This window comes from Loigolactobacillus bifermentans DSM 20003 (assembly GCF_001434575.1).
In the GTDB taxonomy this organism is placed as follows: Bacteria; Bacillota; Bacilli; order Lactobacillales; family Lactobacillaceae; genus Loigolactobacillus; species Loigolactobacillus bifermentans.
The window spans coordinates 1-1458 of sequence record NZ_AZDA01000118.1 but is presented as its reverse complement, the minus strand read 5'-3'; the positions used below and the strand labels follow the sequence as shown (position 1 = coordinate 1458).

The 1458-nt window shown below is 37.9% G+C and carries 1 protein-coding gene; it reads left to right on the top strand.

Annotated features, from left to right (window positions below):
- Nucleotides 1–252: 252 nt before the first annotated feature.
- On the top strand, nucleotides 253–1458 hold a 1206-nt coding region (gene mobQ / locus FC07_RS12745; RefSeq protein WP_162255881.1), incomplete at its 3' end, for a MobQ family relaxase.

The window sequence follows — 1458 nt, the reverse complement described above, 5'->3', positions numbered from 1 at the left end:
TTAGAAATAATCACCGAAACTATATCATATAGGAAACGTTAAGTCAAAGTATAAAATTTGAAATAGCGAAGCGGAAGGCATACACTAAAAGTAAATTCAGGAGAATCAGCAGACCGAGTGAAACGAGGTCAATGCGCACTTACACCCCACTAAATTATTGTGGGGTAAATCGTGCCAAAATCCTGTATTAGAAGTCGCCGATGGCGACAACAAGGTCAAAACCCATAGAATCAAAGGAAGACGGTGACTGACATGGCAATATTCCACATGAGTTTTAGTAATATTAGTGCTGGGAAAGGACGAAGTGCGATTGCCAGTGCCGCTTATCGAAGTGGTGAAAAGCTATTTGATGATCAAGAAGGTCGCCACTATTTCTATGCTCGGTCAGTCATACCAGAGAGTTTTATTTTAACTCCTAAAAATGCACCAGCATGGGCCAGTGATCGAGAAAAATTATGGAACGAAGTAGAAAGAAAAGATCGGCGAGCAAATTCTCGGTATGCGAAAGAGTTTAACGTGGCTTTGCCAGTTGAACTAAGCGAAGATGAACAGAAAGAATTATTGACAAAATACGTGCAAGAAAATTTTGTTGATCAAGGCATGGTAGCTGATGTAGCGATTCATCGCGACCACCAAGATAATCCGCACGCACATGTGATGTTAACTAACCGACCATTTAACCCAGACGGAACATGGGGAATCAAGAGTAAAAAGCAATATATTTTAGATGAGAATGGCAATAAAATGTATACCGGAACTAGCAAGTACCCTAAGAGTAGAAAGATACTGATGGTCGATTGGGATAAGAAAGAAAAAATAATTGAATGGCGTCATAATTGGGCAGTTAGTGTCAATCAGGTTTTAGAGCAAAAAAATATTCCTGATCGGATCAGTGAAAAATCATTTACTGAGCAGGGAATAGATGATACACCAACCCAACACGAGGGAATTAATAGTAAGCGGTATGAAAGAAAAGAATTTAACCAACAAGTAAAGAACTATCGCAAAGCCAAAGCCAGTTATAAAAACAACCAAGAAAAAGCAATCAATAGAGGTCACTTAGATAGCCTAAGTGAACACTTCTCGTTTAATGAAAAACGGGTGGTCAATGAGTTAAGCCATGAACTGAAAACTTATATCAGTTTGGAGAGTTTAGATGATAAACGGCGCATGCTATTTAATTGGAAAAATAGCACCTTAATTAAACATGCAGTTGGTGAAGATGTGACTAAACAATTATTGACAATTAACCAACAAGAAAGCTCATTAAAAAAGGCAGATGAACTCTTAAACAAAGTGGTCGATCGTACCACGAAAAAACTTTATCCAGAGCTTAATTTTGAACAGACCACGCAAGCTGAAAGACGAGAATTAATTAAGGAAACCGAAAGCGAGCAAACAGTTTTCAAAGGCAGTGAATTAAACGAACGTTTAATGAATATTCGTGATGATTTATTG